This is a genomic window from Campylobacter sp. RM16704 (genome assembly GCF_000816245.1).
Taxonomy (GTDB): Bacteria; Campylobacterota; Campylobacteria; order Campylobacterales; family Campylobacteraceae; genus Campylobacter_D.
This window is the reverse complement of record NZ_CP007769.1, coordinates 206,242-231,340: the sequence shown is the minus strand read 5'-3', so window position 1 is coordinate 231,340 and position 25,099 is coordinate 206,242. Positions and strand designations below refer to the sequence as shown.

General features: G+C 29.3%; 34 protein-coding genes. 14 read left to right on the top strand and 20 right to left on the bottom strand.

Annotation, left to right across the window (positions count from 1 at the left end):
* Positions 1-9 precede the first annotated feature (9 nt).
* Positions 10-207: a hypothetical protein gene (locus CAQ16704_RS01335; protein WP_039666558.1), complete on the bottom strand. Its 198-nt coding sequence runs from the start codon at positions 205-207 to the stop codon at positions 10-12.
* A gap of 180 nt (positions 208-387) precedes the next feature.
* On the opposite strand from CAQ16704_RS01335, the gene CAQ16704_RS08200 reads away from it, so the two are divergent.
* From CAQ16704_RS08200 to CAQ16704_RS01310, 5 genes are all read left to right on the top strand, one after another.
* Entirely contained in the window at positions 388-840 is a 453-nt protein-coding gene (locus CAQ16704_RS08200; RefSeq protein WP_039666557.1) for a hypothetical protein, read from the top strand.
* Positions 837-1,190, top strand: coding sequence for a hypothetical protein (locus tag CAQ16704_RS01325; RefSeq protein ID WP_039666556.1), 354 nt, complete (start codon positions 837-839; stop codon positions 1,188-1,190). Before CAQ16704_RS08200 ends, CAQ16704_RS01325 begins: the two co-directional genes overlap by 4 nt.
* Positions 1,191-1,327: 137 nt before the next feature.
* Positions 1,328-2,902: an ABC-F family ATP-binding cassette domain-containing protein gene (locus CAQ16704_RS01320; protein ID WP_039666555.1), complete on the top strand. Its 1,575-nt coding sequence runs from the start codon at positions 1,328-1,330 to the stop codon at positions 2,900-2,902.
* Positions 2,899-3,231 carry a hypothetical protein gene (locus CAQ16704_RS01315; RefSeq protein WP_039666554.1) on the top strand — a complete coding sequence of 111 codons (333 nt, stop codon included), beginning with the start codon at positions 2,899-2,901 and terminating at the stop codon, positions 3,229-3,231. Before CAQ16704_RS01320 ends, CAQ16704_RS01315 begins: the two co-directional genes overlap by 4 nt.
* Before the next feature lie 50 nt (positions 3,232-3,281).
* Entirely contained in the window at positions 3,282-3,614 is a 333-nt protein-coding gene (locus CAQ16704_RS01310) for a hypothetical protein (RefSeq protein ID WP_039666553.1), read from the top strand.
* A gap of 19 nt (positions 3,615-3,633) precedes the next feature.
* Here CAQ16704_RS01310 and CAQ16704_RS01305 read toward each other — a convergent pair whose 3' ends face one another.
* Positions 3,634-4,215 carry an IMPACT family protein gene (locus CAQ16704_RS01305; protein ID WP_039666552.1) on the bottom strand — a complete coding sequence of 194 codons (582 nt, stop codon included), beginning with the start codon at positions 4,213-4,215 and terminating at the stop codon, positions 3,634-3,636.
* Positions 4,216-4,289: 74 nt separating this feature from the next.
* Here CAQ16704_RS01305 and galU point away from each other — a divergent pair, with 74 nt between their 5' ends.
* The 4 genes from galU (at position 4,290) to CAQ16704_RS07915 (ending at position 7,805) form a co-directional block, all read left to right on the top strand.
* Positions 4,290-5,117 carry a UTP--glucose-1-phosphate uridylyltransferase GalU gene (galU, locus tag CAQ16704_RS01300; RefSeq protein WP_039666551.1) on the top strand — a complete coding sequence of 276 codons (828 nt, stop codon included), beginning with the start codon at positions 4,290-4,292 and terminating at the stop codon, positions 5,115-5,117.
* Positions 5,111-6,334, top strand: a complete 1,224-nt coding sequence (locus CAQ16704_RS01295) for a glucose-6-phosphate isomerase (protein ID WP_039666550.1) — start codon at positions 5,111-5,113, stop codon at positions 6,332-6,334. The genes galU and CAQ16704_RS01295 overlap by 7 nt, the downstream gene beginning before the upstream one ends.
* Positions 6,335-6,464: 130 nt before the next feature.
* Complete coding sequence (locus tag CAQ16704_RS01290; RefSeq protein ID WP_039666549.1) at positions 6,465-6,914, top strand: Dps family protein; 450 nt, start codon at positions 6,465-6,467, stop codon at positions 6,912-6,914.
* A gap of 9 nt (positions 6,915-6,923) precedes the next feature.
* Entirely contained in the window at positions 6,924-7,805 is an 882-nt protein-coding gene (locus CAQ16704_RS07915; RefSeq protein ID WP_052244952.1) for an Mbeg1-like protein, read from the top strand.
* Positions 7,806-7,815: 10 nt separating this feature from the next.
* Here the strand turns inward: CAQ16704_RS07915 and CAQ16704_RS01280 are convergent, their stop codons facing one another.
* Together CAQ16704_RS01280 and CAQ16704_RS01275 are read right to left on the bottom strand one after the other, a co-directional pair.
* The gene (locus CAQ16704_RS01280; RefSeq protein WP_039666548.1) at positions 7,816-8,979 is read right to left on the bottom strand and encodes a 2,3,4,5-tetrahydropyridine-2-carboxylate N-succinyltransferase; all 1,164 of its coding nucleotides are present in this window, start codon (positions 8,977-8,979) and stop codon (positions 7,816-7,818) included.
* A 9-nt stretch (positions 8,980-8,988) separates the two neighbouring features.
* Complete coding sequence (locus CAQ16704_RS01275) at positions 8,989-10,092, bottom strand: Mrp/NBP35 family ATP-binding protein (RefSeq protein WP_039666547.1); 1,104 nt, start codon at positions 10,090-10,092, stop codon at positions 8,989-8,991.
* Between the two features lie 107 nt (positions 10,093-10,199).
* Between CAQ16704_RS01275 and CAQ16704_RS01270 the strand changes: the two genes are divergently transcribed.
* The 4 genes from CAQ16704_RS01270 to CAQ16704_RS01255 are packed head-to-tail and all read left to right on the top strand — an operon-like array spanning position 10,200 to position 13,825.
* Positions 10,200-11,315 carry a bifunctional 2-C-methyl-D-erythritol 4-phosphate cytidylyltransferase/2-C-methyl-D-erythritol 2,4-cyclodiphosphate synthase gene (locus CAQ16704_RS01270; protein WP_039666546.1) on the top strand — a complete coding sequence of 372 codons (1,116 nt, stop codon included), beginning with the start codon at positions 10,200-10,202 and terminating at the stop codon, positions 11,313-11,315.
* Positions 11,312-12,187 (top strand): receiver domain protein, encoded by an 876-nt coding sequence (locus tag CAQ16704_RS01265; protein ID WP_039666545.1) that lies wholly within the window; start codon positions 11,312-11,314, stop codon positions 12,185-12,187. Before CAQ16704_RS01270 ends, CAQ16704_RS01265 begins: the two co-directional genes overlap by 4 nt.
* Complete coding sequence (locus tag CAQ16704_RS01260) at positions 12,165-13,331, top strand: ATP sulfurylase (sulfate adenylyltransferase) (RefSeq protein WP_039666544.1); 1,167 nt, start codon at positions 12,165-12,167, stop codon at positions 13,329-13,331. Before CAQ16704_RS01265 ends, CAQ16704_RS01260 begins: the two co-directional genes overlap by 23 nt.
* 2 nt (positions 13,332-13,333) lie before the next feature.
* A complete protein-coding gene (locus CAQ16704_RS01255) occupies positions 13,334-13,825 on the top strand; it encodes a phosphatidylglycerophosphatase A family protein (RefSeq protein WP_039666543.1) in 492 nt (163 codons plus the stop codon).
* A 42-nt stretch (positions 13,826-13,867) separates the two neighbouring features.
* Here the strand turns inward: CAQ16704_RS01255 and CAQ16704_RS01250 are convergent, their stop codons facing one another.
* Genes CAQ16704_RS01250 through bamE form a run of 5 tightly spaced genes read right to left on the bottom strand, consistent with a single transcriptional unit; the run spans position 13,868 to position 15,883 of the window.
* Positions 13,868-14,104: a hypothetical protein gene (locus CAQ16704_RS01250; RefSeq protein WP_039666542.1), complete on the bottom strand. Its 237-nt coding sequence runs from the start codon at positions 14,102-14,104 to the stop codon at positions 13,868-13,870.
* Between the two features lie 22 nt (positions 14,105-14,126).
* The gene (locus tag CAQ16704_RS01245) at positions 14,127-14,519 is read right to left on the bottom strand and encodes a hypothetical protein (RefSeq protein WP_039666541.1); all 393 of its coding nucleotides are present in this window, start codon (positions 14,517-14,519) and stop codon (positions 14,127-14,129) included.
* Positions 14,520-14,530: 11 nt separating this feature from the next.
* Complete coding sequence (locus CAQ16704_RS01240) at positions 14,531-14,953, bottom strand: hypothetical protein (protein WP_052244951.1); 423 nt, start codon at positions 14,951-14,953, stop codon at positions 14,531-14,533.
* Positions 14,950-15,483, bottom strand: coding sequence for a hypothetical protein (locus CAQ16704_RS01235; RefSeq protein ID WP_039666540.1), 534 nt, complete (start codon positions 15,481-15,483; stop codon positions 14,950-14,952). The genes CAQ16704_RS01240 and CAQ16704_RS01235 overlap by 4 nt, the downstream gene beginning before the upstream one ends.
* 10 nt (positions 15,484-15,493) lie before the next feature.
* Positions 15,494-15,883, bottom strand: a complete 390-nt coding sequence (bamE, locus tag CAQ16704_RS01230; protein WP_039666539.1) for an outer membrane protein assembly factor BamE domain-containing protein — start codon at positions 15,881-15,883, stop codon at positions 15,494-15,496.
* A 90-nt stretch (positions 15,884-15,973) separates the two neighbouring features.
* Here bamE and CAQ16704_RS01225 point away from each other — a divergent pair, with 90 nt between their 5' ends.
* Positions 15,974-16,225 (top strand): helix-turn-helix domain-containing protein, encoded by a 252-nt coding sequence (locus tag CAQ16704_RS01225; protein ID WP_039666538.1) that lies wholly within the window; start codon positions 15,974-15,976, stop codon positions 16,223-16,225.
* Positions 16,226-16,266: 41 nt separating this feature from the next.
* On the opposite strand, the gene mnmA is transcribed toward CAQ16704_RS01225, so the two are convergent.
* From mnmA to aroQ, 11 genes are read right to left on the bottom strand one after another with little or no spacing between them, the layout of a single operon-like run.
* Complete coding sequence (gene mnmA / locus CAQ16704_RS01220; RefSeq protein WP_039666537.1) at positions 16,267-17,283, bottom strand: tRNA 2-thiouridine(34) synthase MnmA; 1,017 nt, start codon at positions 17,281-17,283, stop codon at positions 16,267-16,269.
* Positions 17,246-17,881: a TIGR00730 family Rossman fold protein gene (locus tag CAQ16704_RS01215; RefSeq protein ID WP_039666536.1), complete on the bottom strand. Its 636-nt coding sequence runs from the start codon at positions 17,879-17,881 to the stop codon at positions 17,246-17,248. The genes mnmA and CAQ16704_RS01215 overlap by 38 nt, the downstream gene beginning before the upstream one ends.
* Positions 17,878-18,714: a flagellar motor switch protein FliY gene (gene fliY / locus CAQ16704_RS01210; protein ID WP_039666535.1), complete on the bottom strand. Its 837-nt coding sequence runs from the start codon at positions 18,712-18,714 to the stop codon at positions 17,878-17,880. Before fliY ends, CAQ16704_RS01215 begins: the two co-directional genes overlap by 4 nt.
* On the bottom strand, positions 18,704-19,795 hold the full coding sequence (gene fliM, locus CAQ16704_RS01205; protein ID WP_039666534.1) for a flagellar motor switch protein FliM: 1,092 nt from the start codon (positions 19,793-19,795) through the stop codon (positions 18,704-18,706). The genes fliY and fliM overlap by 11 nt, the downstream gene beginning before the upstream one ends.
* Entirely contained in the window at positions 19,796-20,482 is a 687-nt protein-coding gene (locus CAQ16704_RS01200; RefSeq protein ID WP_039666533.1) for an RNA polymerase sigma factor FliA, read from the bottom strand.
* Complete coding sequence (locus CAQ16704_RS01195; RefSeq protein WP_039666532.1) at positions 20,469-20,825, bottom strand: hypothetical protein; 357 nt, start codon at positions 20,823-20,825, stop codon at positions 20,469-20,471. Before CAQ16704_RS01195 ends, CAQ16704_RS01200 begins: the two co-directional genes overlap by 14 nt.
* Positions 20,826-20,839: 14 nt before the next feature.
* Positions 20,840-21,703, bottom strand: coding sequence for a flagella biosynthesis ATPase FlhG (gene flhG / locus CAQ16704_RS01190; protein WP_039667669.1), 864 nt, complete (start codon positions 21,701-21,703; stop codon positions 20,840-20,842).
* Positions 21,696-23,078 carry a flagellar biosynthesis protein FlhF gene (flhF, locus tag CAQ16704_RS01185; protein ID WP_039666531.1) on the bottom strand — a complete coding sequence of 461 codons (1,383 nt, stop codon included), beginning with the start codon at positions 23,076-23,078 and terminating at the stop codon, positions 21,696-21,698. The genes flhG and flhF overlap by 8 nt, the downstream gene beginning before the upstream one ends.
* 8 nt (positions 23,079-23,086) lie before the next feature.
* Positions 23,087-23,560, bottom strand: a complete 474-nt coding sequence (folK, locus tag CAQ16704_RS01180; RefSeq protein WP_039666530.1) for a 2-amino-4-hydroxy-6-hydroxymethyldihydropteridine diphosphokinase — start codon at positions 23,558-23,560, stop codon at positions 23,087-23,089.
* 1 nt (position 23,561) lies between these two features.
* Positions 23,562-24,587 (bottom strand): M24 family metallopeptidase, encoded by a 1,026-nt coding sequence (locus CAQ16704_RS01175; RefSeq protein WP_039666529.1) that lies wholly within the window; start codon positions 24,585-24,587, stop codon positions 23,562-23,564.
* A complete protein-coding gene (aroQ, locus tag CAQ16704_RS01170; RefSeq protein WP_039666528.1) occupies positions 24,584-25,066 on the bottom strand; it encodes a type II 3-dehydroquinate dehydratase in 483 nt (160 codons plus the stop codon). Before aroQ ends, CAQ16704_RS01175 begins: the two co-directional genes overlap by 4 nt.
* Between the last annotated feature and the right edge of the window lie 33 nt (positions 25,067-25,099).

The following is a 25,099-nucleotide window of genomic DNA, read 5'->3' as shown; positions in this document are numbered from 1 at the left end:
AATTTTGAATTATTTTTTTAATACATATTTTTGTGCATCCTTTGCAATAGACGAAAGTTTTTCATAATGCTCTTTGCTTTCTTTTACAGCTTCTTCAATAGCCAAACCTTGCATAATCACGCGATAAAGGTTAGGGCGTGTCTTTTGCCAATTACGCAATGTTTGCACATCAACTCCTAAAAAGCCTGCTATATCTCGTTTTGTCATATTTATATTCTTCTTTATTTTAATTGATATTTTTGAGAATACTTGAAAATTATTTAAAAGCAAACAGCATAATATTTATTCTTATTTATAAAAAAATAAATAAATATTATGTTTTTTAAGGTTTATTTTATATTTATTTTTTATAATTTCAATAAAATTATTCACGGATAGGAGGATTTTATGGAATATATTTTTTTAGTAAATTCTTTAACTAAAAAACTTCCAAAAGAATCAAAAGAATTAATAATAACAGAAATTGAAAAACTCAATGAAAGTCAAAAAAGTAGTGTTTTAAGCAAATTATCAACACTTCATTTAAAAAATCCAGCATTGGTATTTTGGATAGGAAATTTCTTACTTGGAAGTTTCGGAATTGCTCGTTTTATGATTGGAGATATTAAACTTGGATTAATAAGATTAATTTTAGCTTTTACATCCATACTAATATTTTCCATGGCAGATGAATGCAGTATCGACAAGGGTAGCTTTTTTGCTATAGTAGGAGGGGTTATCTATATATTAAATTCTTGGGTTTGGTATATTATAGACTTATTCTTAGTGGGTAAAAAACTTAGAAAACAAAATTTAGAAAAAGTTTTAAATGCATTAAATAAATATAAGGAGAATCAATGAAGAAAATTATTAAATTAATTTTATTATCACCTTTGGCAATATTATTTATAGCATGCGGAAAATCTAATATTCCAAAATGTAACGATGAAACTGTTCAAGAAATTTTAACATCTATTATTTTAGACAATAGATTTCAAAATCTATCCAAAATAGAACAAAAAAAGCTTAAATTTACATATAGTGCTTTTATAACCCAATTAAGTGACCAAGAAGGGAAAACTAATTATTGCAAAGCACAAGTAAAAATTTTTGGAACAAATTTTAAAGATGAAGCGTGGATAGAATTTACAACTCAATTTACAGATGATAAAAAAGAAATCTATGTGGAACTTGAAAATTACAAAAGATAACCCACGATCAATCAAAGAGAATAACAACTTCTCTTTGATTTTTAATATTTATCATAAAAAATAAAATATATTCTCATATACGCAAAAAGTATTATACAATATTTTGTAAAATTATAACAAAATATTCAAGGATACTAATGGTAGAAGTAAAAAATCTCTCAATGCGTTTTGCAAATCAGTTATTATTTGAAGATGTAAATTTAAAACTAAACCGCGGTGAAAGATATGGACTGATAGGTGCAAATGGAGCTGGTAAATCAACCTTTTTAAAAATTCTCTCAGGCGAAATAGAATCAAGTAGTGGAGAAATTTGTATAGATCCAAATTTAAAAATCGCTGTTTTAGGTCAAGATCAATTTGCTTTTGAAAACTACACCATCAAAGATGCGGTAATGTGTGCGAATAAAAGATTATACGATGCACTAAAAGAAAAAGAAAAACTTTATACGAGTGAAGAATTTACCGATGAAATCAATGATAGATTAAGCGAGCTTGAAATCATAACAGCAGAAGAGGATCCAAACTATGATTGTGAGCTTAGATGTGAAAAAATTTTAAGCTCTTTAAATATTAAAGATTTTAATGCCCTCATGAGCACTTTGCAAAGTGCAGATAAATTTAAAGTTTTACTAGCACAAGTATTGTTTTTAGGTGCTGATGTGTTATTTTTAGATGAGCCTACAAACAACCTTGACTTAGAAGCTATTTCTTGGCTTGAAAATGAGCTTTTAAGACATGAGGGAACCTTAGTAGTAATTAGCCATGATAGACATTTTCTAAATAAAGTTTGTACAAGAATTTTAGATGTGGATTTTAAACAAATTAGAGATTTTGCAGGAAATTATGATGATTGGTATATGGCTTCAACCTTACTTGCTAAACAAGCTGAACTCAAACGCGATAAAACCTTAAAAGAAAGAGAAGAATTAGAAAATTTCATACGCCGTTTTAGTGCAAACGCATCAAAGGCTAAACAAGCTACAAGCAGGGCCAAAGCTTTAGAAAAACTTGAACTTGAAGAGATTAAAACTTCAAGCAGGCGTGATCCTAGCATAGTTTTTAGAACTAATAGAGAAATAGGGAATGAAGTTTTAGAATTAAAAGGTATTAGCAAAGCTTATGATAAAACTTTATTTGAAAATTTAGAATTAAAATTAGAAAAAGGTGATAAAATAGCTTTAATTGGTGCAAATGGTGTAGGCAAAAGCACTTTAGCTAAAATCATCGCTTCAAAATTAGAACCTGATAGTGGCCATATTCACCTTGGTGCTACTATAGAAATGGGATATTTTGCTCAAGATACAACAAATTTAATTAATGAAGATTTGAAGCTTTATGAATGGTTAATGAGTGAAAAATTCAAAGATTTAGATGAAATTCGCAAATGTCTTGGTAGAATGCTTTTTAGCGGAAGCGATCAAGAAAAAATGGCTTCTAGTTTAAGCGGAGGCGAAAAACACCGCTTAATGCTTTCAAAACTAATGCTAGAACGCGGGAATTTTTTACTTTTAGATGAACCGGATAATCATTTAGATCTTGAAAGTATCATTGCATTAGGTGAAGCCTTGTATAATTTCAAAGGTTGTGTGATATGTATAAGCCACGATAGAGAGCTAATTAGTGCTTTTGCTAATCGTATATGGTTTTTAGAAAATGGGAAATTAACAGATTTCAAAGGAAGTTATGACGAATTTTTAGGAGGTTTAGAATGAATTCGTTTAAGATAAAATATGCAGCTGGTTTTGGACATTTTACTCAAAATCACAGAGGCTTTGGGCCAACTATTTATGTAGAAGAAAGTGTAGATTTTCAAAGTGAAAAAGATTATTTTGATTATGTAGAATTTTATGAAAAATTTAGCAAAGAAGATGATACTTATTTTCACATTTCTTTTTTAGAAGATCGTCCCTTAAAACCTCAAGAGTTAGAAAGTAGAAATGCTTATAGAAAATTAAGAGATGAACGCTGTAATAAAGCTAGAGAAGAGTTTATCAAAAATAATGAAATAGAAGCTGAATACCACCCAACTCATGGTGATTAAGGAATGATTTTTGCTTGTTTTTTCCTTGTAACATTTTGAAAGGAGAAAACATGCAAGTTAACCATGATAATTTATCGGTTAAAGAGTATGGATATGGTCAAAGTAGTGCTTATAAAAGCACTCAAGGAGCTAATGAAGACTTTATGTCTTTACTTAGTCAAAGCAATAGCGAAAATTTAAACGAGCAAAGCATAAAACTTGATGAGCTTTTTTCAAAAGCTATGAGTCAAGATCAGTTTAGCACAGGAATTTTTAGCTCAAATATGTCAAATATTTATAATTATCGTTTTAGAGGACAAAATGAAACTCCTATGCAAGCTAATATAGAAGAAAAACAAGAGCCACAAAAAGATATGGTAAAAGATCTTTTAAGTTCTTTATAAAAATGAAGTAAGCAAACGCTTACTTCCAAACAAGTCCGCTAAATTCAAACTCTTTTGCAAATTTTTTAAATTCCTCTTCTTCTTTAGCATTAACGCTTAAAATCAATTCAACATTTTCTTGAAATTTTTTTTCATATGAAATGTTATTTTTATTTAAAAAATGCTCAAATCTTGCATAAAGATAAAAAGGAATGTTTAAATTTAAAATATTTTTTGCTTCAAATTCTAAAAGCGTTGCATTTAAAATAGCTTCATTTGTGGCTTCGCTATAAGCTCTTACAAGACCACCTGTACCAAGTTTAATCCCTCCAAAATAACGCACCACAATCACCGCACAATTAACAAGCAAAGCTCCTCTTAAGACATTCAAACAAGGCATTGCAGAGGTTCCTTTTGGCTCACCATCATCACTTTTATCTTCTATGATTTGATTAAATTCATTTAAATACCTATAAGCATATACAAAATGCACAGCTTTTAAATGTTCATTTCTTAGTCTTTGCATTAAAATTTGAAAATCTTCAAAAGGACATAAAAAAGATAAAAAAGTTGATTTTTTGATTTCTATTTTTGCTTGATAAATTTGATCAATGGTTTTCATTTTTTCCTTAAATTAGTTATAATATTTAAATAAAATTATAATCAAAACAACTTATAAAAATTTAAGGATAAACTATGCTTCAAACTTGTATTTTTCCGGCAGCAGGTTATGGGACTAGATTTTTACCCGCTACAAAAACCCTACCTAAAGAAATGCTACCCATACTAACCAAACCTTTAATTCACTATGGGGTAGATGAGGCTTTAGAAGCTGGTATGGAAACTATGGGCTTTGTTACAGGGCGTGGAAAAAGAGCTTTAGAGGATTATTTTGATATTTCTTATGAGCTTGAACATCAAATCGCAGGCACTAAAAAAGAATACCTTTTAAGCGAAATAAGAACACTTATAGATCGCTGCACTTTTACTTTTACAAGACAAAATGAAATGAAAGGCTTAGGAGATGCGGTTTTAAAAGCAAAGCCTTTGGTGCAAGATGAAGCTTTTGGAGTGATTTTAGCAGATGATTTATGTGTGAATGAAGATGGGGTAAATGTCTTAGCTCAAATGGTAAAAATTTACGAAAAATACCGCTGCTCTATTATAGCTGTGATGGAAGTTGAAGCTGATCAAGTTTCAAATTACGGAGTGATTGCAGGAAATGCCGTGGAAGAAGATTTAATCATGGTAAATTCTATGGTAGAAAAACCTGATCCAAAAGATGCTCCAAGTAATTTAGCCATCATAGGAAGATACATTCTAACACCTGATATTTTTGGTATTTTAGAAAATACTAAAGCAGGTAAAAATGGAGAAATTCAACTAACCGATGCACTACTTTCACAAGCAACCAATAATATGGTTTTAGCTTATAAATTTAAAGGACAAAGATTTGATTGTGGAAGCGTAGAAGGCTTTGTCGAGGCAACTAATTATTTTTATGAGAAAAGCAAAAAATGCTAAATAACACTTTATTTTTTAAAACCCAAGATTTTAAAAAAATCACCGCTTATGCAAATAGAATGAATGATGAGTTAAAAAGTGGTGATATAGGGTATTATCACTTAGTGGATACAAGCTTTGATTTGATTAAAGAAAGTAAAGAATTCATCACAACTAAAACTCATATAGAAAATATTGTTTTAGTAGGTATGGGTGGATCAAGTTGTGGGGTTAAAGCTTTAAAAGAGCTTTTATTTGACCAAGTAGAAGAAAAAAAACTTTTCATTATAGATAACACCTCTTCGCATAATTTTACCCAAGCTATGCAAAAAATAAACCCACAAAGAACACTTTTCATTATAGCAAGTAAATCAGGCACAACTATAGAGGTAATTTCTTTATTTAAACTCATCGTTGCTCATTTTAATTTTAAAAATGAAAATTTACACGAAAACTTTGTGTTTATTACCGATTTTGAGTCAAAACTTCACAAACTAGGCGAAGAATTAAATATAAAATGCTTTTTTATACCTAAAAATGTTGGGGGTAGATTTAGTGTTTTATCTGCTATTGGAATTGTTCCTTTGAGTTTTTGTGGTTATAATACTAAAGCCTTATTAGAAGGTGCAAAAGCTTGTTATGTGGATTTTTTTGAAAAAAAATGTGATCAAATTTTGCAAAAAGCTTATCATTATTGCACACATAAAAGTGCGCATATTAATGTACTTTTTTCTTATGGAGATGCTTTTAAAGGTTTTAATGAATGGTATATTCAACTAATTGCTGAAAGCCTAGGTAAAAAACAAGGCTTTAAACGCATAGGTTTAACTCCTGTTGCTTTAATTGGCGCTAGAGATCAGCATAGCTTTTTGCAACTTATCATGGATGGACCCAAAGATAAAACCGTTACTTTTTTAAAAATCAAAGATAGTCAAAAATCCCCTAGTATCCCAAATATAAGCTTTAATCATTTGCAAAATTGTGATTTTACTAATGAAGTCAATTTACACGATCTTTTAAATGCTCAATGTGATGCAACCATGCATGCTTTGATTGCTGAAAATTTAAGTGTTGATGTCATAGAACTTGAAAAATTAGATGCTTATCATTGCGGATATTTGATGTATTATTATGAATTATTTACCTCAGCTTGTGGAATTATGCTTGGGATTAATACTTATGATCAACCTGGTGTGGAAGTGGGGAAATTAATACTCAAAAATATGTTAAGTAAATAAATTTGCTTTATTATAAAAAAAGAGTATAATGAAAATATAATAATTATTAACATTAAAATTTATTATATAATAATAATTATTATTTAAGAATTTTGTGTTATAATTTTCAAAAATAAAAAAAGGAGATAACATGTCAGTAACAAAACAATTATTACAATTACAAGCGGATGCTCATAGCTTATGGATTAAATTTCACAATTATCACTGGAATGTAAAAGGTTTGCAATTTTTTTCAATTCATGAATATACAGAAAAAGCTTATGAAGAAATGGCTGAACTTTTTGATGATTGTGCTGAAAGGGCTTTGCAACTTGGAGAAAAAGCTATTGTTTGTCCAAAAACATTACTAGAAAATGCAAAAGCACCTAAGGCTCAAAAAGATTGCTTTACCCCAATAGAAGTTTTAGAGCTTATTAGAGAAGATTATAAATACCTTTTAGCTGAATTTAAAAAACTAAATGAAGAAGCTGAAAAAGCAAGTGATACTACAACTGCAGCTTTTGCTCAAGAAAATATCGCAAAATATGAAAAAGTTCTTTGGATGCTTAGTTCAACTATCCAAAACACTTGCTCTATGTAAGAATTTATAATGTTTTTTGACTTGCAAAGCTTTATTGCTTTAAGTCAAAAAACAAATTTAAATTCCCAAGAAAAGCTACTCTTATTTAAATTTCAAATTCATTTCAAAAAAAATATCAATTTATTGCAAAAATTATATGATTATAGTTTAGTAGCTTATTGTGCCAATGTATGCTTAAACCAAAGCTTACAAAAAGAAGGTTTTCAAAAACGCAAAGCCATTATAAAAGCCTTAACCAATCCTTTTTATAAAAAAGAAAAAATCCCTGTAGGTGGTTTAAACAATGCATTTTTAGCTTTAAAATTTGTAAAAAATTATGAAATACTTGAACACATCAATGAAACACACCCTCAATCTAAAATGGGTTTTAGAGCTAATTTTATTTATGATAAAACACGAAAAAACTATATTTTAGCCTTTGCAGGGAGTGACTTAAATCCTTTGTGTTTTGATTTTAAAGATTTTTATAGTGATTTTTTGATTTTACTTAACAAAACCCCTAAAGGTCAAATTCAATCCATGCAGTATTTTTACAATCAACTCAAACAAAAATACACCATTGATAAAAATCTCATCATCATAGGACATTCTTTAGGAGGATATTTAGCTCAAACTTTTACAAGAATCTTTCCTAGCACAGCAAAAGAAGTTTATGCCTTTCAAGCACCTGGCTTAAAACAAAATTTTCAAAACCATTCTTATATAAATTTTCATATAAATACTACCCATAATTTAAATTTCAAAACTTACAAATGGTGGAATTTTAATTTTGTGCAAAAGCTTTATAAAAAAGATAGCAAAGAGATTTTACTACATATAGGAAGCATTAAACATCACCCTAGCGTGTGTATTTATAAACTACACGAATTATTTAAAATTCTTAACCCATAAGGGCTAAGAATTAATGTAAATCTTCATTAAGTTTTACAGCCTTTTTATTAAAAGCTGCTATCATTGCTCCACTTTGAGAATCTTGTCTAAAATGCAAACCATTTAATCCTGCTAATTCTAAACCTTTATATATGTCTTTATCAAAGTTAAAGTCAGGATTGATTTTTTGGAGTTCTTCTTTATTTTTTAAAGCGAATTTAGTCCCTTCTAAAACAGCAATACCTGCATCAACAATACAATTATCCCCTAAAGGAATTCCCGTAACTGAATTTGCACCCAAAAGACAAGCTTTGCCGATACTAATAGCATTACCACTGGTACCACTTAAAACACCGAGTATAGAAGCACCGCCTCCTACATCACTTCCCTCACCTACCACAGCTGAAGAGCTAATACGACCTTCCACCATACAAGCACCAGTTGTTCCTGCATTAAAATTCACATAAGCAGCACCTGGCATTATAGTAGTACCTGCAGCCAAGACCGCACCCATTCTTACTTTAGAACTTTCTAAAATTCTAGTATTATCTTCAGGAATTACATGAGCTAGAAATCTTGGAAATTTATCCACATAATCAATCCTTGGATATCTTCCACTCATTTTTAAATCAATTTCATTTTCTCTTAAAAAGTCTAAATCAATAGGCTTATTATCACTCCATGCAACATTTGGTAAAATCCCAAAAGCGCCTGTTAAATTTAAACTTCTTAGAGGAACTTTTTTATTCGAAAGTAAATAAAGTTTTAAATATACACTTTCTAAACTTTTTGGTGCTTCATCTTCAAAAATACACACAAAAGAAAAAGTATTTTCTCTAAAATTTTCTTTTGCTGCTTTTATGACTTCTATATTTTTATGGCCTTGTTCTTGCAAAAACGGCGCAAAGCATTCAAGTGCAAAATCTAAATCTTCTTTGATCAAAGTAGCCACAAATTCACTTTCGTTAAAATCAATATCAACCCCTCTTCTGAAAAATGCTTCAAACATCACTGCAGCAGCGGCATAGTTTTGCTCAAAATTAATCACGCCAAAATTAGCTTGAAGTTTTTTACTAGGATCAACTTGACTTAAATCAAGTCTTGCTATAGCAAAAGCTTTAGGCTTTTTATAATTAATCCTTTGTTCGATTTGTTTGATTAAATTTAAAAATTCTTCTTTATTTTCTATTGCCATTGTTTCTCCTTATTGCGAACATGCACTTTTACCATTCATTATTGGCTGAATAGCTGAATTATCTACTTTACCCTCTTGGTTTACTTTTTCTATAAATTCCCAAATTTTTTCACTAGCTTGTAAATACCTCTTTGAACTAACACTTTCAGGCATATAAAAACTTACAGGCTTACCGCTATCTCCACCTTCTCTTACACTCATTTCGATAGGAATTTGAGCTAAAACTTCACAATTATAAGCTTTTGCCATTTCTTCAGTCGTACCCTTTCCAAAGATATCATACTCTTTACCATTATCAGGACATAAAAAGCCACTCATATTTTCTATAATACCCGCAACAGGAATGTGTAATTTTTCAAACATATCAAGCGCTCTTTTACTATCATCTAAAGACACTACTTGAGGAGTACTTACGCACACACCTGCACTCACTGGAACGCTTTGAGCTAAAGTAATTTGTGCATCACCTGTTCCAGGAGGCATATCAAGTAATAATACATCAAGTTCAGGCCAAAGTACATCAGCTAAAAGTTGTTCAATTGCTTTCATAATCATAGAACCACGCCACATTAAACCTTTACCCTCTTCTATTAGCACACCCATACTCATCATATAAACACCATGAGATAAAATAGGACGAATTTTTTGTCCTACAATTTCTGGCTTACTCTTGCTTTCACCCAACATTCTTGGTATATTTGGTCCATAAATATCTGCGTCCAAAAGCCCTACTCTTTTGCCCATTTTAGCTAAAGAAATTGCTAAATTTAAAGTCGTAGTACTTTTGCCTACTCCGCCTTTTCCACTTGAAATCATAAGAAAATTTTTAATTTGTGGAGCAATATTTTTACCACTTCTTGAATTACTTTTTTCTTCAGGAATTTTTGGTTGAATGATTTCTAAATTAAGTTCTAAATTTAAATCTTTTAAAACATTTACAATATTCGCTCTAAGCTCTTGTGCAATTTGAGTATTAGCTGAAACAATTTCTACTATAATATGGGCTTTATTTTCATTTGTATCAATATTTTTAACAAAGCCAAAACTAACTATATCTTTTTTAAATCCAGGGTATATAACTTGTTTTAGCCTTTCTTCTATTTTTTCCTTCAATTTTTCTCCTTATTATTTAAAATGATTAATTCTACTAACAAAAATATAAATTTTGGCTTTTATGGTGTATAATATCGTAACATCAACAAAAAATTAAGGTGTAACAAATGTTAGATATTTCCTTGATTATGTTATCTGCTGGGGAGTCATCAAGATTTAATTCTCCGGTAAAAAAACAATTTTTAAGACTAGGTGATCAACCTTTATGGCTTTATGCTACTAAAAATTTAAGTTCTTTTTATCCTTTTAAACAAGTAATTGTTACTTCTAGTAATATTTCTTATATGAAAAAATTTGCTCCTGAATATCACTTTGTTAAAGGTGGTACAACTAGAGCACAATCTTTACTTAATGCTTTAAATCTAGTACAGAGTGAATATGTTTTAGTTAGCGATGTAGCAAGAGTTTTGGTTTCTAAAAATCTTTTTAATAACATCATAGAAAATTATGATAAAGCCGATTGTATTACACCTATTTTAAAAGTAAGCGATACGACAATTTATGCTCAAGAAGTCATAGAAAGAGATAAAATCAAACTCATACAAACCCCACAACTTTCTCGTACAAATGTGTTGAAAAAAGCTTTAAAACAAAATATAAATTTTACAGATGATAGTACTGCAATTCAAGCTATAGGTGGTAAGATTTGGTATGTACAAGGTGATGAGCTAGCAAAAAAAATTACCTTTAAAGAGGATTTGAAAAGTTTAAATTTACCAAAACCATCTTGGGATATTTTTAATGGAAATGGCTTTGATGTACATGAATTTGGAGAACAAAGAGCTTTGCTTTTAGGCGGGGTAAAAGTGCATGAAAATATGGGTTTAAAAGCTCATTCTGATGGGGATGTATTAGCTCATGCGCTAATTGATGCGCTTTTGGGTGCAGCAGGGCTTGGAGATATAGGAGAACTTTTTCCAGATAATGATATGCAGTATAAAAATGTTGATTCTATGCTTTTATTGCAAAATGCTTATACTTTAGTGCAAAATTATGGCTTTGAACTTGTAAATGCTGATATTACCATCATTGCACAAACTCCTAAAATGAAAGATTTTAAAGAAGCCATTGCTTTTAATATCGCTAAAACACTGAAAACTACACCAAATAAAATCAACATTAAAGCTACTACTACAGAGCATTTAGGTTTTATAGGCCGTAAAGAAGGGATTGGTGTTTTAGCAAGTGTAAATTTAAAATATTTTGATTGGACGAAATTATGAAAGTTTTAATAGTAGAAAATGAATTTTATTTAGCACAAAGTATGGGTTCAAAATTAAATTCTATAGGTTATGAGTGTGACATAATAGCAAATATTAATGAAATAGTTTATCATGATTATGAAATCATCTTACTTTCAACTAGTGTGGCTAATTTTGAGCATATTATAGAAATTTTTAAACATAAAATAATCATTTTGCTTATATCTTATATTAGCTCAGATACGGTTTTAACGCCTTTAAAATCAGGAGCTAGTGATTATATACAAAAACCTTTTATGATAGAAGAACTTACACGCAAAATGAAACATTTTCAAGAATTTAAAAAAATAAGTGTTTTAAATCATACTTACCAATCTTATCTTAAGCATAAATTTGAAACAGCAAAATTGCCTATTTTTGATTATAAAAAAATAAAAACTCCTTTAATTCTAAAAACAAACAATCAAATTTTTGCCGATCATTTTGTATTTAACTATACCAATGAACACAATATTGCAAATATCTACATAGATTTATCACACCATCAAAATTTAGATAAAATTTTTAAAGATAACTCATTATATTATCTAACAAATTTTCAGACATTAAAATCTTTAGAAAAAGAAAAACTATTAAATTTAGCTATTAAAAAATCTGTTATTATACACACAAGTGCAAACATCGAGTGTGATGGATTTAAAATTATAGATTTAAACACCGATGAAAAAACCTTTGAAAGTAATGGAATTTTGACTATTGATGATTATGTTAAACATATTATTATTAGTTATCAAAATGTATTTCCTGACACTGATTTATCAAAAAAATTAGGAATTTCAAGAAAGTCTTTATGGGAAAAAAGGAAAAAATATGGCATCAGTAAGAAAAAATAACATTACAATATCAGAAGAAGAATACGAGGTTTTATGTTTTATAAAAGAAGGTATTTTTGGATCTTTTACAAAATTAATGAATGAAAAAGAAAGAGATGAAGTTCTATCTACAGGAATGATTCACAATCAAAAAATTCCTTACACTTTAACCTTTGCCCCAGCAGGAATGAAAGAAAATGAAAAAACTTTAGAAAATGCAAGAATTGGCGAAAAAATAGAATTTATATGCGATGATAAAGTTATAGGACATATAATCTTGGAAAGCAAATTTAAAAACGATAAAAATACTAATGATATTTTTAGACCTAATGCTTGTTTGATTGATGATTTTGGAAAAACTTGTATAAGCGGCGAATTTGAAATTTATCACAATCATATTAAAGCTATCAAAGAAGATTTTGAGAAAATCAAAAAAAGACTCAATCCTTCTAATATCACAGCCATTGTTTCAAGTTTTGATCCTTTTCATAGAGCGCATGAAAGAATTTTAAGATGGGCTATAGAACAATCTGATCTAGTGATTATTTTCCTTATAGAATCTTATGAAAATAATGGCTTGAATTTGAAACTTAAAAAGCGTTGTTTTGATATTTTTGCACAAAACTATCTTCCTTCTTCTAGGGTTTTACTTATACCTTTATATAATATAAAAATATTTGCCTCACATTTAAATCCTATACTTGAATGTGCTTTAGCTAAAAGCTTTGATTGTAATAAACTTTTCGTAGGACAAAATCACGCAGGGCTTGGAATGTATTTTAACCAAAACAAAGCATTTACCGTTCTTGATGATTTTGCAAAAGATTATAATATAGAAGTAACCATACTTCCTGAATTTGTATTTTGTGATGAGTGCAAAATGATAGTAAGTACCAAATCATGCCCACATGGAGCTCATCATCATATGAAATACCACGGAGATTCTTTAAAAAATTTACTTAGACTTGGTATCATTCCACCAGCAGTTTTTATAAGAAGAGAAATTTCTGCTTTGATTTTATCAGAGCTTTTTCCAAATCGCTTCCATAACAAACAAAATATCTATAGTAATCTTTTCCCTACGCATGGTATTTTAGAATATAGAAGCGATAAAGAATTTTACGAACAGCTTATAAAGCTCCATCAAATGTCATATATGGTGTAATCATGCAAAAACTATTTTTAACATTTTTTTATTCAGGTAGTGTAAGTAAAGCTCCAGGAACTTTTGGAACTATAGCAGCACTCATCCCTGCTTTTTTTATACTAAGATATCTTGGCATAGGAACTTTAATTTTACTTGCAATTTTACTTTTCCTAGTCTCTATAAAAATCATCGATCAATACGAAAAACAAACAGGCAAACATGATGATAAACACATCGTTATAGATGAAGTTGTAGGGGTATTTTTAGCTTTAGCAATTTGTGGTCAAAGTGTTTTTACTTTTTTACTTTCTTTTGTTTTATTTAGATTTTTTGATATCACAAAACCTTCTATCATAGGTAAAATTGACAAAAAAACTAAAGGCGGTTTAGGTGTAATGCTAGATGATGTTTTAGCAGGAATTTTCGCAGGATTGTTTAGTGCTGTGATTTATGGAATTTTACTTAAATTTGATCTTTTATGGTTTGATATAAGCATTATGGAGATATTTTGATCATTATACCTATTGTTTTAACGATTACATAAAAATATAGAATTAAGATTTGCTATGTAGTTTTTCTAAAATATAACTTAAAATAACCACAACTACAACTATGCAAAAGATTAATTTTGTAAATACAGAAGCAATTACACCAAACAAAGAATCAAGTTTTGATATGTTTCCACCTGATTTATAATTAGCACTTTGAATAAAATCATTATAAATAAAAGAAAATAAATCAATCTCGTAAATGAAATCCATATGATAAGTAAAAACAAAGAAGATCTCCATAATAATTCCAAACTGTTATAATTTATTTTTTATTTTTACATCTTTGCAGTTTCAACTTTGATAAATTTAATTTTTCAAGAGCTATTAATCTTTGTCTATTGTAAAAATTTCTAACTTCATCTTGCATATTTATTATATCTCTTATAGCACGATTATCTTCCTCTAATATTTTATTTCTATATTCGAAAGCATTGTAATTATCAGATAATCTTTCTTGCATTAAATCCATTGGAGACTTTGTATTATTTCTAAGAATATTATTATGCACTCTGTCTAAGTCAATTTGTTCTTGTTGATCTAAATTTTGTATAGTAATTTTATATTCTAATACAGCTTCTTTGTAATCATTTTGCTCATTATTGCAATTATCTGCGTACATTACAGATAAAAGCAACATAAAAATTATTATTCTCAATGTGTTTTCCTTTATATATTCTCTTTTTCAAAGAATATTGCCTTATCTAGCACTTGAAAAAACGAATGATAAATTTCTGGATCTTCTACAAGAGTTGGAACTTGCATGTTAGATCCATATTGAGCATTTGCCCTAATGGTTGATTTTTTATCTCCTTTTTCTCTTACAACCAATGTTATACGCATTGTTGCACCTTTTGATAGTTTTGTTGCAGTAACTGTACCTGTTTGTAAATCCGCTTTATCTATTACAAAACCTAAATCTTGCAATGCAGAAACACCAGCCTTTGCAACAATTTTTTTAGGATAATCATATTCTTTTGTTTGGTATGTCCTAACTTGAAGTTGCTGAGTATTTTCAATAACCATTTGTCTAGAATTTATACCACACCCAACAAAATATAAAGCTATTATAAATAATAATATTTTTTTCATAGTTCATTTGCCTCCAAAAACACTGATTTTGATAATTTTTCATAAAATTGTTGATAAATTTCTGGTTCTTTGATCGTACCAACCTCATTAACCGCACCTTCTTGGTTTCTTATGGTTCTTTGCATTGTAAATCTTACAAAAGTTTTTTTTAGCTTGTTATTTGTAGAAACAACTATACTTGCTTTAATTTCTTGTGTGTGATCTGATTGTTTTGAAGCGGCTATAGCAGCACTTGGCGATAATAGTACCAAGAATACAACGCCAACCTGTGTTGAAGCTTCACGCGCATCTCTTATTTTAGATGCACTAACTATACCAAAGTCCCTATTGATTTCATCTATATTAAATCCAAGATCTTGCAATGTTGCAATACTAGATGACAAAATTTTATTTGTATCAACGGTATTAAAACTTTTAGTCTGCAATTGTCTTTCTTGCGCTGTAGATGTTTCAATTTTCATCATTTCCTTAACACTAGTTGTAGCACAACCACTAAAAATAAGTAAAAAAATAGGTATTATAAACTTCATATTTAATACCTTAAAAGCTTGAAGTGTGGTATGCTACATCTCTAACTTTTTGGTTATTATCAAATTTGATAATAACAGTTAAAGTTCGTTGTGTACTAACGTTACTACCACTATTTCCAGCAACCCCAGCCAAAATAATACTTATACCACCAGATGAATTTTGATAAGCTCTTTGAGTGTTAATCTTATCATATACCCAAACTTCTCTTCTTTGCTCATCAGTTGATATAATATTTGGAGATCCCATTATTTCTATGATTTCAGATGAGCTCATACCTATTTTTATATCTTTTTGAGCTTTTGCTACAGTTAACTTTTCATCCACCTGCGGATTGTATAAAGTTTTATTGCATGCTGTAAATAAAATACAAGCAATAAAAAAGAATGCTATTTTTTTCATTTTTACTCCTTTAATTTATCCTATAGGATATATTTAAAAAAATTATATCTTTGTAAAGTTTAATTTCATATTAATCCTATAGGATAAAAAATGGAAGATGACTTTAGCAATTCTAGCGAAGAAGAAATTTTAAATTTTTATAAAAAAGTATCATCAAATATAAGAAATTTTAGAGAAAAAAAGGGAATTTCCCAGCTTGAACTAGCTTTAGATATAGGCATAAAATCGGTTGCTTTTTATTCAAATTGTGAATGCAATCGATATGGTAAGCATTTTAACTTAGAACATTTATATAAAATTTCTAAAAGCTTAGACATTCCATTGAAAGATTTATTAGAATAATTACATAAGAATACAACACCAAAGGAACAAATCCTTTGTTGTTAATTTATAAATCCACTTGCAAGAACTAAATCTTTGTCGTAAAATACCGCCATTTGTCCGCTAGCAAGTCCATAAACAGGCTCTTGTAAGATAATTTTTGCACTTTTATCTTCATTGATCAAAACCTTACATGGGGTTGATCTTGATCTATAGCGTATTTTTACTTCACAATCTAACTCTTTAGTATCAATAAATAAATTAATATTATCAAGATTAAATTCACTTATTTTAAGTTCTTCTTTTTTTCCTACTATAATTTCATTTTTTTTAGGATCAATTTTTAATACAAAATGTGGCTCATGTGCCCCACGCACTTCAAAACCCCTTCTTTTGCCTATAGTATAGTGCATATAACCTTCATGTTTTCCCACTTCTTTGCCACTACTATCTCTTACAATACCTGGAATTTTGGTATCCATAAACTGATCTAAAACTTGCACATAAGTATCTTCCACAAAACAAATTTCAGAACTTTCCTTTTGTGTTGCAAAAGATTTTAAAACATTGATTGTAGAAGCAAATTTTTTTACATCTTCTTTTTTCATCTCTCCAAGAGGGAAAATCAAATATCCCAAAGCTTTTTTATCTGCATTTGCTAAAAAATAGCTTTGATCCTTACTCTCATCAACCGCAGTTTTAATCAAACCATTTTCTATCCTTGCATAATGACCTGTGGCTAATTTCTCACAACCCAAACTCTTAGCAAATTCCAAAAGCTTACCAAGCTTGATAAAGCGATTACATAAAGCACAAGGGTTTGGGGTTTTTCCTTCTTTATATGTATTTACAAAAGGCATATAAACTTGATTTTTAAAATCTTCTTGTAAGTCTAAAATATGATATTTGATATCTAAAAATTTAGCAACTTTTTCAACTTTTTGTATATTTTCTTCATGATAATTAGGTTTTCCATGAAGCTTCATGTAACACCCTTGAACTTCATGTCCAGCTTGTTTTAACTTATAAGCAGTAACTGTACTATCTACACCCCCACTCATCGCAACAAGAATTTTCATCATTATCCTTTATCATTCTTATAATTTCATCCAAATCATCACTTATGCTATACTTTAATTCATCATTTTTAGATATTGTTTTAAGCTCTAGCAAAGAGGTTTTTATAAATTTATCAAGAGTATGCCAAAATTTTTGCCCAACTAAAATAATAGGAACATCTTTTTTAAAATTAAGCTGTTTAAGAGTAAGAATTTCAAAAAATTCATCCAATGTCCCAAAGCCGCCTGGGAAAATCACAAAAGCTAGACTCTTTTGAATAAGAGCCATTTTGCGAATGGCTAAGCTCTTAAAAGTGATATTATACTCTAAAAAATCATTTGCTTTTTGCTCAAAAGGTAAATGTATATTAAAACCAAAAGATTTTAAATGCAAAGCTTTACTCTGCATAGCACCATAATTAGCAGCCTGCATAATACCTCCACCACCGCCACTAATTATACTATAACCCTCATCAGTTAGTCTTTTTGCTAAATTTGAAGCCAATATACAATATTCATTATCTTCTTTTAACCGAGCAGAACCGAAAAAAGTTATGCCTTTTTGAATTTTTTCTAATTCTTGAAGATAAGCAATATCTTCAATGATACATTCTTTCATCTTAATTGTTCTAATCTTTCTTTTTTAGAGCCAATTTCGGTAATTTGCACTCCAAAGTTTCCATCTACAATTACAACTTCCCCATAGGCAATTTTTTTATCTCCAACTAGAATTTCTAAAGGATCATTAGCGAGTTGATCAAGCTCAATAACAGAACCAATATCCATAGTCAAAACGTCTTTTAAAAGCATTTTTTTACTACCAATACGCACCCTTATAGGTAAACGTACATCCATAATCAAACCGATATTTCTCAACTCTTCAACATTTGCTAAAGCTTTATGATCTTGTGCATGATCTTCTGATGCAACAATTTCTTCTAATTCAGTCTTAGTTAAAATTTTATATATTTTCTCATCAAAAACTAAAGAAATTTTCTCTTCCAAATCTAATATTTTTACATTGTATAAATACAATTTATGGAAACCACCTAAATCTAAGGCATCTACAACAAATTCGCAATTTTCTAAATTAAATTCCATTTTAGGAATTTCTTTTTGTGCACCTAAGGTTGTAGAAAATGCAGAAATAATATTTTGTATAGCTTCTTTAGCTGCATCCATTTCATCATCATTTAATTCGTTATTTTTGGAGATTTCCTCTTCCCCCATCATCCATTCACCAATTGCACTCATTAAAACCGCACTTGCTAAGACCTTAATTTTCATGTCATTATTAATGCTAAAAGTAGCACATACTAATGGTGGAGTCATAGAATCTTGAGAATTTACATCATATTCGTAATACTCACTAAATTCAGCATTTTTTCCAGTTAAACCTTCTATAGTACTTACACATTCGTTGACAAATATGCCTAAAAAATCATTGATCATCGTCTTCCTCTTCTAGTTCTTCATTACCATCATAAGAATTTGCTTTTGCTCTTCTTTCATCTTCATATCTTTCAAGCATTTCTTTAATCTCGTCTTTATCTGTTTTGATAAGTTCTAAGATTTTAATTGACTTTCTAAATCTATGAAGTCCAACTTGAGCTAAAAATACTTCCTTTTTATCAATGGCCACTATAGCTTTATCATCTGCACCTCTATCAAGTTTTAAGATATCTCCTTGTTTTAGATCTAAAAACTCATTTACATTAATAAATGTCTTACCAAGCATAGCTTCATAAATCACTTCAGCACGACCGATTAAGGTTTTAAGTTCTTTATTTCTTGATTTTTTTGCTGAAGTTTCACCCATCATAATATCACGATTTGCTAAACGACTCAAAATACTTTCTAAATGTACAACAGGATAGCAAATATTTACCATACCACTTGAATTTCCGATGATAATCTCCATTACTACCATAATAACAATTTCATTTTGTGAAACAATTTGCACAACATTTGGACTTGATTCTTTAGCTTCAACACTTGGATAAATTTCAGTCACATTCATCCAACTTTCTTTTAGCCTTTGCATAATAATACGCAAAATAGAATCAAGTAAATTAAGTTCGATTTCTGTCAGTTCTCTTAAGGTATCAAAACTTTCACCTTGACCACCCAAAAGTCTATCTATCATAGGAAAAGCAATACTTGGATTTATCTCTAAAACACAATTTCCATCTAAAGGTTTAATAGAAAAAACATTAAAGCTTGTAGGCGAAGGCAAAGACATCAAAAATTCGCCATAAGTCATCTGATCAACCGAATGAAGTTTTATTTCAACAATACTTCTCATCATAGATGAAATTTGTGATGCAAGATTTCTAGCTAATTTATCATGAATTCCTTTAATAGAGCGAAGTTGTTCTTTAGAAACTCTATTAGGACGTTTAAAATCATATACAACTATATCTCTTTTATCTTCTATCTCTTCTAACTTAGAAGAGGTAGCACTATCATCGCTATCATCATCAACTACTTCTAATAAAGCATCAATTTCTTCTTGGGAAAGTATCTCAGCCATCTAAGCTAACCTTTCACGAATTTTCTTTAATAATCGTTTATGAATTTGAGAAATTCTTGATTCGCTAATTTCTAAAATTTCAGCAATCTCTTTCAAATTTAATTCTTCATAATAATAAAGTTGAATTACAAGTTTTTCTCTTTCTTTAAATTCTTCTAAAACAACATTGATTTTTTCTATTAATTCTTCTTTTTCAATTTGTTCTATAATATTACTATCATTAAAACAATTAAGCTGTTCATCTAAAGGCATCACAAGTGAAATTGCATGTGCTGCTCTTGCTTCTTTGACTTTTTCTACTTCTAAATCAAGCCTTTTTGCCAAATACTCATCATCTGGTTCTTTTTCATTTTCTTGATAAAATTCATCTATAATAGCATCAATATCTTTAATAATTTTCCTATTACTTCTACTCATTACATCTAAACTTCTTAGATAATCAAGCATGGCTCCATTAACTCTTTTTCTTGCAAAACCCCAAAAATTATCATTTTGCTCTTTATCATAACGGCGTGAAAGCTTAATCATTTCTTCCACACCTATACTAATTAAATCATTTACATCAATACTCGCCGGCAAACGTTCTTTAAGTCTAAAAGCCATAGCTCTTAATGCTGGCATATAGGATATAACTAATTCATCTTGTTCTTTTTTTAGTGTAGAAGCATAAGCATTAAGCGGCTGCATGTTTTACTTTTCTTTTACTAGAATTATCGTGTTTTTTAAGATCTTCACGTTCTTCTTGAAGTTTTTCAAGCAAGTAATCCATTTTCTTTTCTCTTGCAGCTAATTCTACTATAAAACTATTGTTGTCATTTTCATACTTTTCTTTATTGAAACTTCTACCACTAATTTTATTTATATCTACAAAAATCATAATCACTATATGAATTAATACATAAAACACAAAAGTAATCAAACAAGTATATACGACTATTTCTAACGCATCTTCTATATTAACTATGGTAAACATTAAACCTATAAAAAAACCACAAACAGTAAAAAAAGCTACAAAATTTTCTGGCTTCATTTTTTTCCTTCAATCTAAAAACGATCTAAAAGCTTTTTAAAGAAACTCACAATGCTTTTATCTCCTACATTACTAAGCACTTTTTGTTCCAATCTATATAAAAGTTTAGAAGCTATAGCTTTTAACTCATCACTTGCATTGGTATCTTCATCACTAAATAAAGTTCTTTTTTTAATACTAGAACTAATATCTTTACTTTGACCTAAAAACCCTAAAAATTCTAAATTTAAATTATGTTTAATGTTAATATCTGCTACTTTTTTAATGTTATCAAAAATTCTCAAAGCTTCATTTTCATTTTTTACTACATTAAACACCATTAATAAATTTTCTTTGGTTTTTGAAGTTGCTTTTATAGTTGCATAAGCATCAGTAATCGCCGCAGGATCAGGCACAGTGATGACAATAACCTCATCAGACATTTCTAAAAAATTTCCTATATTACCACCTATACCTGCACCTGTATCAATAATTAAAAAATCTAAATCATCTAAAATACTTGTTTGATTCAAAAATCTTTCATAAATATTTTTATCATTATATTTTAAAATTTCATCTCCACTCTCACCAGGAATAAGCCATAAATTTGGTTTTACTTCTATCAAAATATCTTCTAATGAACACTCACCTTTTAAAACATGTAAAAGATTTTTTTCTATACGTACATTTAAAATTACATCTAAATTTGCAAGCCCAATATCTGCATCAAAAAGCCCTACTTTATATCCATTTTTAGATAAAATATTACCCAAATTTGCACTAAAAGTACTTTTTCCAACTCCGCCTTTACCACTAGTAACCGCAATAAAATGAGTATGCTTTATATTTGAATTATTATTTTTTACCAAATCTTTTAATTTTTCCGCCTGATTACTCATTTTCATCTCTCCTAAAACCTTCTAGCACGCAACGAACTAAAAAGTCGCTATTTGCTACTTCTATATCATCGGGCACCTCTTGTCCTAAAGAAAAAAAGCTCATCGGTGTAGCAGTTTCATAAAGTAAAGAAAATACATTACCAAAGACTTTTGTTTCATCAAATTTTGTAATAACTAAAGTATCTATATTTAAAAATGAAAAATTATTATAAGTTTCTAATAAATCTTCATACTTTGTATTTGCTGAAAGAACTAAATTTACATCAATTTGCGCATTAGAATGTGATAAAAATTCTTTAGTTTTTTCAAGTTTTGCTTTATCATACTGAGAATTTCCGGTTGTATCTACCAAAATAACTTCACAAGTATTTAAACTTCTAATTGCATCATCTAAATCTGTTGGCTCTATACTATCAATAATAGGAAGTTTCATCATCTTAGCATATTGAAAGAGTTGCTCCACAGCACCTATTCTATATGTATCTAGTGTGATAATACCAGTTTTATATCGTCTATCTCCATAAGCATAGCGAAAAGCAAGCTTTGCTAAAGTGGTAGTTTTTCCTACTCCTGTTGGACCTACTAACATCATAATTTTTTGTTTTTTAATTTCACTTTCTAAACGACAAGGAAGCATATTGCGTAAAAGTGAATAAAAATATCTTTGTACTGCTTCTTGGTTTGCTTTCATAGTACTTGGCATATTTTCAATAGTTGCTTTCATAATTGCTTCTAAGTGTGCTTCTTGCATACCACTTGCCTTAGCTTGCTTATAAATACTTGCAAATTCAGGCGGTATAACAAGTTCTTTACGCAAATCTGTTTTATCATCCCACATCATATCTACAAGCAAATTCATTTTATCATTTAGCTTATTCATTTGTTTTTCAAAAGCTTCAATTTTTTTATTATAGCTTGGATTTGGCATAGAAAAGTCCTGATAATTAGAAACTTTATTAATTTCTGAACTAACCTGTGAAAGCTTATTTTTTAAATTTAAAAAATTATCATCTTTTTTATTTGCATTTAGATAAGGATTAATAGGTTTTTGTTTAGCTTTTGAAGAAAAATCAAGTACCACATCTTCTTCTTTTTTCACATCTTCTTGCTTTGGAGTTTGAATTTTAGCTTCAGGAAAATTTGCTATATTTGGCTTTTTCTTCGGTGGTATAGGCATATTATTTTGCTTTAAATGTTCTTCATAATCGGATTCTTCAATTGCTACTATAACCTCATATAAAGGTTTTTGGTTGATAGTTTTTGGACGAATTTGCTTATTAGTTACTATCAAAGCTTTATCGCCATAATCTTGTTTAACCTTAGGTATAATCTCATCTGTGCTTTCAACTGTAAAAGTATGAATCAATTGTCCCATATTTTTCCTTATCTTAACAAGCCCAAGGGCAAAGTTACGCTAATTCTATCATTTACCCCTACATGAGGCACCGTGCAATACTCATCTTTTCTCACTTTCTTTGAAAAATATAGCAAATCCAAATCAAGTGTCCTAGGAGCATTTTTAAAAGTTCTTTTTCTTCTAAATTTAAACTCATAAAAAAACAAAACTTTTAAAAGTGCTCTTGCATGTAAACTCGTACTTACAACCATTACTGCATTAGTAAAGTCTTTTTGCTCTTCGAAACCAAAAGCTTTATTTATTACAAATGGTGAAGTTTGTAAAATCTGTAAACGTTTATCTTGCATCAAAACTCTAAACAAACTTCTAAAACGTTTTTTTTCATCTTCTATATTACCTCCAACTCCTATAATAGCTATATATTTTCCTTTTTTACCAGCATTTGAATAAAAAGGGAAAAAGCGAATTTTTTCTATTTTTCTAGCTCCTTTAATTAGCAAATTATAGCACCACTGCCTTTTCTTTATCAAGATAAATCATATCTTCTATTCTAATGCCTAATTTGTCTTTAATATAAATTCCAGGCTCGATAGTAAAAACCATACCTTCTTTTAATTCATAATCACTTTTTGGACTAATGTTTGGCAGTTCATGTATATCAAGCCCTACTCCATGCCCTAAGCTATGGATAAATTCTTTTTCAAAACCTGCATTTTTTATCACTTCTCTTGCTACAAAATCAAGTTCACTCGCCATTATACCTACTTTTACTTTTTCTATAGCTTTAAATTGTGCTTGCTTTACTATTTCATAAATTTCTTTTATTTCTTTGTTCTTAAAATTTGGTTTATCTTTATCAAAAACTACGCCACTCTCATCAAAGCAAGCTGTTCTCGTACGATCAGAACAATACCTTTGATACACTACTCCAGCATCAACTAATAATAAATCTTCATACTCTAACTTTTTATCACTAGGTAAAGCATGGGCTTTAGCGGCATTTTCATTAATAGCTACAATAGGTGAAAAAGAAAGTCCTAAAGCACCATTTTTTTGAAAAATTTCACATGCTTTAAAATGCAATTCTTTTTCACTTTTTCCATAGCCTTCTTGACTAATATATTTAGCAAATTCTTCAAAGCATTCTTTGCCAAAATTTACAGCCTTTTGCAAAAGTTGCAATTCTTTGGCATTTTTTATAATGCGTTTATTTTTGCTAAGATCTAATTTTTCTTCAAAAACGATATTTACACTTTTGCTAAGCTCTTTAAACTCAAAATAGCTAAAGTCTTTTGGATCAAAACATACTCTATCAACTCTTGCTTTTTCCAAAAGATCTCTAGCACTAGCAAAAAGATCTTGTGCTAAAATCACTTTAGCATTTTTTATAAATTCACTAGCTTCAAAACTATATCTTGCATCAGTTATAAAAAAAGCTTCATTTTCGAGTTTTAAAAATAAAGCATGATCACAAGAATAGCCACACTCATAAAAAAGTGCATTTTCGTTTTTTAAGATAAAATTCATTGATTTGCTTGTTGAGTTTTTGCTTGTGCTGCTTTGTAAGCATTAATTTGATCAAAAATTTGAAAAAGCCCCATTAAAGCCATATGATAGCCAAAAGGACCAAAACCTACTATACTACCTGCACAAACTGGTGCTATCATACTTTTTTGTCTAAATTCTTCCCTTCTATAAGTGTTACTAATATGTACCTCAATCACAGGTAAATTAATTGCTGCTATAGCATCACGAATTGCAATAGAAGTATGTGCATATGCAGCTGCATTGATGATTACTCCATCTACGCTTCCTAAACATTCTTGAATTTTATCAACTAACTCACCTTCGAAATTGCTTTGAAAAAATTCAATCTCAGCATTTGCTTGTTTAGCAGCTAATTTCATTTGCTCATGAATGTCTTCCATTTTCATATTACCATAAATATGAGTTTCTCTTACACCAAGCATATTGATATTTGGACCTTGTATAACCATAACTTTCATAATATAACCTTTATTTAGTAAAATTTACTATAT